This is a genomic window from Pseudomonas serbica (genome assembly GCF_028823535.1).
Lineage (GTDB): Bacteria > Pseudomonadota > Gammaproteobacteria > Pseudomonadales > Pseudomonadaceae > Aquipseudomonas > Aquipseudomonas serbica.
The window spans coordinates 62,909-69,610 of sequence record NZ_JAQIYM010000023.1 but is presented as its reverse complement, the minus strand read 5'-3'; the positions used below and the strand labels follow the sequence as shown (position 1 = coordinate 69,610).

Genomic DNA, 6,702 nt, shown 5'->3' with positions numbered 1-6,702 from the left:
TGTCCGGCGAGGTTTTTGTGTAAGCCAGCGTCCTACATTTCATAAACAAAATACGCGTCCGCCCCCCGGAAATACCCGGTTGCAAGCCACTACATCCCCACCTAACATCGATGCTCAACGGGCACAGCGGAGCTGTCCAACACACCCCGAATTCAAGGATCCAGAATGTCCCAACGCATCTATCGCAGCATCGACCTGCCCCTTCGAACCGGCCTCAACCGCGACGAACTGTGGGAAGGCCACGACAAGGGCCTGATCAAATGCTGGGAAGTCGGCCGCCAGCGCGCCGCCCGTTTCCCCGACCTCGCCCGGCAATGCCTCGCTGGCGAGCTGCCGGTGCTGGGCTGGAAAGGTGGCGTCAGCCGCAGCCTGAAAAAGCTCGAAAAATACGGTTCCCTAAAGTACCTCGCCCAATGGCAAGGCTTGCGCGGTGAGGATCTGGATGTGGATCTGGACGAAGAACGGGTGCAGACCTGTGCGCGGACCGGGATGGTGGTGACGTTTACCCCGGACAGGGCGAAATACTTTAATCAGGTGACGGAAGTGGAAGTCTAACGACAGGACACCCACGCTCAAGGCATGACTGGATCTTCTTGCGCGCTGACTGAAAACCGCTCGCGATACGCCTGCGGGGTCACCCCCATGGCACGCAGGAAGCTGCGGCGCAGGGTTTCTTCGCTGCCGAATCCGCATTGCACGGCCACCCGCTTGATAGGCACGCCGGTGTCGCTGAGCAGGCGTCGCGCCGTCTCGACCCGGATCAGCTCGATGGCGCGGGCCGGGGTCTGGCCGGTGTCGGCGCGGTAGTGGCGCACGAAGCTGCGTTCGCTCATGCCAGCCTGCAGGGCCAGGGTCGGGATGCCGAGGTCTTTGCTGAGGTTTTCGCTGATCCAGGCGTGAAGTTCGTCGAAGCGATTGCCTTCTTTCTGTAAAGACAAAGTCACGCTGAATTGCGACTGGCCGCCCGGGCGTTTCAGGAATACCACCAGTTGCCGGGCGACTTCCAAGGCCATGGTGCGACCGAGGTCGGCTTCGACCATTGCCAGCGCCAGGTCGATGCCGGCGGTGACGCCGGCCGAGGTCCAGACTGGACCGTCGTTGATGAAGATCGGGTTGGGTTCGACCTGCAATCGCGGGTGTTGCTGCGCCAACTGCTCGCAACGGGTCCAGTGGGTGACCACGCGCCGGCCGTCGAGCCAGCCACTGGCCGCCAGCAGGAACGCGCCGGTGCACACCGATGCCACCCGCCGGCACTTTGCCGAGTGCTCGCGCACCCAACCGACCAGTGCCGGGTCCTGCGCCGCCGCATAGACGCCCCAGCCCCCGGCGATGATCAGGGTGTCGCTGCCCTGCTCGGGCAAGATTTCGGCCAGCAACGCCAAGCCCGCCGATGACATCACCGCCCCGCCGCCGCTGGCAATTACCGACGGCGCATAAGGTGGGGGCGAACCTTGCTGACGGGCGATGTCGTTGGCCGAGGCGAACACCTGCAACGGCCCGGTGACATCGAGCACTTGCACGTTGGCGAAGGCGAGGACGTGAATGGTTTTCGACATGTTGGCGTAATTCGTGGGGTGATTGGCGTATACGCCAAATCCTAGGCGTCTACAGTGAGGGCGTCCACCCACTTCAGGAGAAAAAACACCATGACCTTGCAGATCGGTTTTCTGTTGTTTCCACAGGTGCAGCAACTCGACCTCACCGGCCCCTATGACGTGCTGGCCTCGCTGCCGGACGTGAAGGTGCATCTGATCTGGAAGGACCTGATGCCCGTCACCGCCAGCACCGGTCTGATGCTCAAGCCGACCGTAACCTTCGATGATTGCCCGGCGCTGGATGTGATCTGCGTGCCCGGTGGCAGTGGAGTCGGCCCGTTGATGGAAGATGAGCAAACCCTGGCGTTTATCAAGACCCAGGCCGCCAACGCGCGGTACGTGACGTCGGTCTGCACCGGTGCGCTGGTGCTGGGTGCGGCGGGATTGCTCAAGGGCAAGCGCGCCACCACCCATTGGGCGTATCACGAACTGCTGACGCCGTTGGGAGCGATTGCGGTGAAGGATCGGGTGGTGCGCGACGGCAACCTGCTGACCGGTGGCGGGATTACCGCAGGCATCGATTTTGCCCTGACCCTGGCCGCCGAGCTGTTCGGCCAGGACACCGCTGAGCTGGTGCAATTGCAACTGGAATACGCACCCGCGCCGCCCTTTCAGGCCGGTAGCCCGGAAACGGCGCCCAACAGGGTGCTGGAGGAAGCGCGCAACCGTGCCGCCAGTTCATTGAAACTGCGAGCGCAAATCACCGAGCGTGCGGCAGCAAAACTCGACCGGCAATGAAAGACTGGCTGCGTGAACCCTTGTTCACGCAAACAGTGTTTTTCAGACGCATAAAAAAACCCGCCGAAGCGGGTTCTTCCAAGACCATTACAACTCCCTGTCGTCAGCATCCGTGCAATGGCCGATCATCCATGATCCTGAGCACTCCCTGTGCCTCAGTGGATGGGGCCAGAATACGCATCGGATCCAATTTGTAACAGACGACATAGTTGTTACCGCGTGTAAGACATTCGCTATAGCGACCTTCCGAAAACCCTTAGACGCGTTTTAATCATTCACCTTCTCGCTCCCGGGCTTTGGCGTTTTCAGCGAGGAATTGTTCGAGACGGCTCAATTGCTCCTCCCAGCCACGGCTGTCCATGTAATACGCCTCCTTCTGGCGTACGTCGGGAATGTGCGCGAATCCAGACTCGGACACCTTGAGCAAGGTGCCGCCTTCATAGTCCTGCAATTCGAACTTGACCAGCGTGGTGGGCTCCTGGGAGTAGTCGATCTTCGGGTTCACCGCGTAGGGGTGCCAACGAAAGGAAAACAACTGTTGCGGCTCGACCCGCTCGACCAGCACATTCCACAACACGTGTTCATAACCGGGATACGTAACCTGCCCCTGCGTCCACTCGCCGGCAATGAAACGCCTGCCTTCGAGCGCAACGCCAAACCACTGACCGAACGCCTCGGCGTCGACCAAGGCGCGCCAGACATGGGAGCGCGGCGACTTGAGCATGATTTTGCGTTCAAAACTGTTGGGTACTGGTTTCATACGTCACCTCCTGTAATGAACAACAGTAGGCCTGTAAGACCACATGTCCAGCCCGAAAGTTGTATCAATCAGGCGTCAGTTGTCGAAATGGCCGTCCTGGCCTCGCTACACTGGGGCAAATTTCCCTGTTACAGCGAGCCTATGCCATGCACTCACGCTTTCTCCTGGTGCTCACGCCATTGCTGTTGATCCCCCAGGCCCAGGCCGTGGACTGCGACAACGCCAGCGACCAGGTCACGATGAACCAGTGCGCCGCGCAGCAGCATGCGGCAGTGGACAAGGAGCTGAATGCGCTTTACCAGCAGATCACCACGCGCTTGAAGGGCGACCCTGACGGGAAGAAATTGCTGGTGGGGGCGCAGCGCTCGTGGATCGCGTTTCGTGATGCCGAGTGCAAGTTTTCGGCGTCCGGGGTGGAAGGCGGGAGTGTTTATCCGCTGGTCTACAGCAATTGCGTAACGGAGTTGACCAAGGCGCGGGTGGAGACGTTCAAGACTTACCTGAAGTGCCAGGAGGGGGATTTGGGTTGTCCGGTGCCTGGGGTTTGATTTTGTAGTGTTTTTGAGGGCCTATTCGCGAGCAAGCCCGCTCCCACATTTGATCGCGTTCTTTCTGGAAGAACTCGGTCCAGTGTGGGAGCGGGCTTGCTCGCGAAGGCGTCAGTTCAGGCGCCGCAATTACCGCATAAAAATCTGCGCCGTGGTAATCGCCATGTCCCCACCCGGCAACTTGATGCTGCCCACCTGTTTCATGCTGTCGGCATCGAAGATCGCCACATCGTTGAACGTTCCGGCCAGGTAGATCTTACTGCCGTCCTTATTGAAGGAAATGCAGTAGTAGGAGTGATCGAGCGTCGCCGCCTGGAGCATTTTCTTCTCCTTGATGTCGTACTTGGCCAGCCGATTGAGCACGCCGAACATCAGGTTCGGGTCTTTCGGCGAGCGCATGCCGCTGAAGTAGATTTCCGTCAGGGGCCCGAAGTCGGTGGTTTCGGTCTTGCCGGTCTTCAGGTCGACACTGAACAGGCCGTAAAGGTATTCGGCGGTCGCCGGGTCCTGCTTCTTGTCCTTGAATTTCGCCGCGGTGTAGAGCAGCGAGAAGTCATGCCGGTAGGTTTGCTGGTTCCACACGTAGAGCACGTCCGGCGCGCTGTAGTTCGCGCGTTTCCAGTGCCGGCTGGGGATCAGCACGTCGAACTTGCCGGTCTGCACATTGACCTTGTAGACATCCGCCCCGGCCACGTACAGCGTGCCGTCGTCACCGCTCTGCATGATGGTCAGCTGGCGTGGCGCGGGGAAACTGCGCACCGGTTTGGCGTCCATGCCGGCGTCGGTCTTGTACACGTCTAACCGAGGCTGCTGCACTTCGTAGCGGTCGTTCATCATCAGCGTCGGGTTGGCGACGGTGTACAGCTCCTTGCCGTCGTGGCTGACCGTGAAGGCGAACATGGACTTGGCCTTCTCACCCGGCTTCTGGGTGATGCTGGCGTGGAACACCTGTTTGCAGTTGTCCAGTTCGACACCGTAGACATCCGCGTAGTGGTTGTTCAGCACGTAGGCGGTCTTGCGGTCCGGCGACAATTGCACGGTACCGGGGCCGAAGGCGTCCGGCAGTTTGCAGGTCTTGTACAGGGTGTCGCTGGCCAGGTCGATCACGTGCAGGTTGTTCGGGTAATTGGTGGTCAACATGTACTCGTGACCGTCTTGCAACGCAGTGTTTTCATCGGCCATGACCGTGAGCGAAGCGGCGCTCAGGACGGCGAAAGCGGCCAGGCCGCAGGCTTTGATGCTGTGCATGCTGGAATCCTTCTTCTTATACGCGGCTTTCAAGGGCATCACTTGTCCTTCGGGAAGACAGTGCCGAGGTTGCGCCAGTTGTCGTTGGACGCCTGGGCATCCTTGTTCCAGTCCGGGTAGGTGCTCATCATGTCCGGCACCTGGGCCGGCCACCAGCAAGGGTCGGAGCAGCCATAAAGGTCGGCCTCCATCGGCTGGCACAACGACGACACACCGCCAAACGCATCAATCTCCCAACCCGGGTCGGTGGTCGAGGCGCAACCCGCCACCGAGCTCATCGCCACCACTTCTTCGATGCGGTTTTCATCCGCGGCCTGATCCAGCTTCAACGCTTTGTTATTGATTGCCTTGAGATGTTTCATATCAGTGAGCCTTGCGCGGAGTGATGTAGCTGCTGATGAACGCAGGGTTGTGAGCCATGATCCGGGTGTAGACCTCGATGCCGAAGTCGACCCAGTCACGCATCAGTTCGCAGTAGTGATAGGTCGGGTGCGTCGGGTCGCCGTACCGGGCGTAGCTCTCGTGGTAGCAGCCGCCGGAGCACAGGTTGCGGATCTGGCAGTCTTCGCAGCCGGTGTTGCTGCGGTCCAGGCGCAGCGAGAGGAAGTCGTTCAACTCCACCTGTTTCACGCCGCTGTGGACGTTGCCGAAGGTCGGCAGGCTCGAACCGGTAAAGCGGTGGCACAGGTTCAGCTCGCCCTTGTGATCCACCGCCAGCATCTTCAGGCCCGCGCCGCAAGGCAGCGCCTTCTTGTGGCCTTCGTGGATGTCGGTGATCAGCTGATGCAGGTTGGAGAAACCGATGTTGCGGTGCTCCAGCGCCGCTTCCAGGTAACGCCGCCCGAGGCGTTTCATGCTGGCGAAGACTTCGATCAGCTCGTCGCTGGTGAGGTTGAAGCTGCTGATATCACCCGACGTCACCGGGGCAAAGCCAACTTCAGCGAAACCCAGTTCGTTGAACAGGTGATCCCAGATGGTTTCGACGTCGGTGACGCCGGTGGTGAGCGTTACGCGAGCACCGACCGGACGGCTGTTATAGCGCGACAGCAGCATCTCGGCCTTGCGCCGCACCACGTCGTAGGTGCCCTGCCCGCCCACGGTGATGCGGTTGCGGTCGTGCACGGTTTTCGGCCCGTCAATGCTGACCGACAGCCCGAAACGGTGGGCATTGAGGTAGTCCACGGTGTCTTCGGTGAGCAGCGTGGCATTGGTGGTCATGACGAACTCGACGAACTTGCCCGCCTCGGCAAACCGCTTTTCACAATAGTCGACCATGTACTCGATCAGCTTGCGGTTGCTCAGCGGTTCGCCACCGAAGAACACCACGGTGAAACGCTCTTCATCCGGCGATTCGCGCAGCAGCATTTCCACCGAGGCGATCGCCGTTTCGACGTCCATTTTCTTGCCGGCCGAGGGCTTGTCGAGGTCTTCCTTGTAGCAGTAGGTGCAGCTCAGGTTGCAGCCGGTGTTGACGTTGAGCACCACGGTGTTGATCGCAGTGCGCTCGACGCGCTTGGTGGCGATGTCCGGGGTCAGCGGCGAGCCGTCGCTGACCAGTTCCAGGGCCATCAGCTCGCGCAGGGTCTCGGTGATTTCCTCGCCGTTGAAGCGCGCGGCGAGGCGCTGGATCAGGTCGTCCGAGGAACAGCCCGGGCCGCGCAAGGTATCGATGATGGTGCCCGTCAGTTCATCGCTGGCGAACAGCGAACTGCTGGGGATGTGAAACAGCATGCGATCGGCGTCGACGTGCACTTCGTGCAGGTTGCGTTCGACCAGATTCAAGATAGCGCCCATTGCAAACCTCCTGTGCAAG

The 6,702-nt window shown here is 60.4% G+C and carries 8 protein-coding genes; 3 read left to right on the top strand and 5 right to left on the bottom strand.

Translation table 11 applies throughout. The features are described 5' to 3' along the window. Window positions 1–165 precede the first annotated feature (165 nt). Complete coding sequence (locus tag NQL71_RS28220) at window positions 166–555, top strand: hypothetical protein (protein ID WP_046817800.1); 390 nt, start codon at window positions 166–168, stop codon at window positions 553–555. A gap of 17 nt (window positions 556–572) precedes the next feature. Here the strand turns inward: NQL71_RS28220 and NQL71_RS28215 are convergent, their stop codons facing one another. Next, window positions 573–1,556 carry a GlxA family transcriptional regulator gene (locus NQL71_RS28215; RefSeq protein WP_248687965.1) on the bottom strand — a complete coding sequence of 328 codons (984 nt, stop codon included), beginning with the start codon at window positions 1,554–1,556 and terminating at the stop codon, window positions 573–575. A gap of 90 nt (window positions 1,557–1,646) precedes the next feature. Between NQL71_RS28215 and inhA the strand changes: the two genes are divergently transcribed. Beyond that, entirely contained in the window at window positions 1,647–2,333 is a 687-nt protein-coding gene (gene inhA / locus NQL71_RS28210; protein ID WP_077186243.1) for an isonitrile hydratase, read from the top strand. 271 nt (window positions 2,334–2,604) lie between these two features. Here inhA and NQL71_RS28205 read toward each other — a convergent pair whose 3' ends face one another. Next, entirely contained in the window at window positions 2,605–3,093 is a 489-nt protein-coding gene (locus tag NQL71_RS28205; protein WP_046817797.1) for an SRPBCC family protein, read from the bottom strand. Between the two features lie 146 nt (window positions 3,094–3,239). Between NQL71_RS28205 and NQL71_RS28200 the strand changes: the two genes are divergently transcribed. After that, the gene (locus NQL71_RS28200) at window positions 3,240–3,641 is read left to right on the top strand and encodes a lysozyme inhibitor LprI family protein (protein ID WP_248687963.1); all 402 of its coding nucleotides are present in this window, start codon (window positions 3,240–3,242) and stop codon (window positions 3,639–3,641) included. A 129-nt stretch (window positions 3,642–3,770) separates the two neighbouring features. Here NQL71_RS28200 and peaD read toward each other — a convergent pair whose 3' ends face one another. The 3 genes from peaD to peaB are packed head-to-tail and all read right to left on the bottom strand — an operon-like array spanning window position 3,771 to window position 6,683. After that, entirely contained in the window at window positions 3,771–4,889 is a 1,119-nt protein-coding gene (peaD, locus tag NQL71_RS28195) for a quinohemoprotein amine dehydrogenase subunit beta (RefSeq protein ID WP_077186299.1), read from the bottom strand. 38 nt (window positions 4,890–4,927) lie between these two features. Next, on the bottom strand, window positions 4,928–5,251 hold the full coding sequence (qhpC, locus tag NQL71_RS28190; RefSeq protein ID WP_008016081.1) for a quinohemoprotein amine dehydrogenase subunit gamma: 324 nt from the start codon (window positions 5,249–5,251) through the stop codon (window positions 4,928–4,930). A 1-nt stretch (window position 5,252) separates the two neighbouring features. Further along, on the bottom strand, window positions 5,253–6,683 hold the full coding sequence (gene peaB, locus NQL71_RS28185) for a quinohemoprotein amine dehydrogenase maturation protein (protein WP_274643694.1): 1,431 nt from the start codon (window positions 6,681–6,683) through the stop codon (window positions 5,253–5,255). Between the last annotated feature and the right edge of the window lie 19 nt (window positions 6,684–6,702).

Bases quoted from the DNA above. Each gene is read 5' to 3' on its own strand.
- NQL71_RS28220 (WP_046817800.1), top strand. From the start codon at position 166: ATGTCCCAACGCATCTATCGCAGCATCGACCTGCCCCTTCGAACCGGC.
- peaD (WP_077186299.1), bottom strand. From the start codon at position 4,889: ATGCACAGCATCAAAGCCTGCGGCCTGGCCGCTTTCGCCGTCCTGAGC.
- NQL71_RS28215 (WP_248687965.1), bottom strand. From the start codon at position 1,556: ATGTCGAAAACCATTCACGTCCTCGCCTTCGCCAACGTGCAAGTGCTC.
- qhpC (WP_008016081.1), bottom strand. From the start codon at position 5,251: ATGAAACATCTCAAGGCAATCAATAACAAAGCGTTGAAGCTGGATCAG.
- NQL71_RS28200 (WP_248687963.1), top strand. From the start codon at position 3,240: ATGCACTCACGCTTTCTCCTGGTGCTCACGCCATTGCTGTTGATCCCC.
- peaB (WP_274643694.1), bottom strand. From the start codon at position 6,683: ATGGGCGCTATCTTGAATCTGGTCGAACGCAACCTGCACGAAGTGCAC.
- NQL71_RS28205 (WP_046817797.1), bottom strand. From the start codon at position 3,093: ATGAAACCAGTACCCAACAGTTTTGAACGCAAAATCATGCTCAAGTCG.
- inhA (WP_077186243.1), top strand. From the start codon at position 1,647: ATGACCTTGCAGATCGGTTTTCTGTTGTTTCCACAGGTGCAGCAACTC.